Source organism: Rhizobium redzepovicii (assembly GCF_019793435.1).
Classification (GTDB): Bacteria; Pseudomonadota; Alphaproteobacteria; order Rhizobiales; family Rhizobiaceae; genus Rhizobium; species Rhizobium redzepovicii.
Genome location: NZ_JAILYH010000091.1, coordinates 1 through 417, shown reverse-complemented (window position 1 = coordinate 417; position 417 = coordinate 1). Strand labels below are relative to the sequence as shown.

Annotated in this window: 1 protein-coding gene; it reads left to right on the top strand. The window is 58.5% G+C overall.

The window, feature by feature from the left end:
• Positions 1-86: 86 nt before the first annotated feature.
• Positions 87-332, top strand: coding sequence for a WGR domain-containing protein (locus tag K6N12_RS33720; RefSeq protein ID WP_222135259.1), 246 nt, complete (start codon positions 87-89; stop codon positions 330-332).
• Positions 333-417 lie beyond the last annotated feature (85 nt).

The window sequence follows — 417 nt, the reverse complement described above, 5'->3', positions numbered from 1 at the left end:
CGACATCACCAACGTGAATCGATCCAGCCGGATCGATTCACAAATGTCGTTGGACGCGGGCATCTGGTCTTTGCGATTCTGCCCGCATGACAGTTCAGCCCTATCGTCTCTACATCGAACGCATCGATCCATCGAAGAACATGGCCCGCTTTTATGCGCTGTCGATCGAGCCGAACCTCTTCGGCGGGACATCGCTGGTGCGCAGCTGGGGACGCATCGGCAGCCGCGGGGAGCAGAAGATCCATGTCTTCGACAACGAGGCAAAAGCCGTCGATCTCCTGCTCACCCTTTTGCGCAGGAAGCGGTCGCGAGGCTATCGGGTCCTACGGTGATCCGCATCCGCGTCTCTTATGCCTGAGTGAAGGAAGAGACAGTTGAGTGAAGGAAGAGACGGCTCACGCCGCCTCCTCCTCGTCG

Coding starts and splice junctions, on each gene's coding strand:
- K6N12_RS33720 (WP_222135259.1), top strand. CDS start 87: ATGACAGTTCAGCCCTATCGTCTCTACATCGAACGCATCGATCCATCG.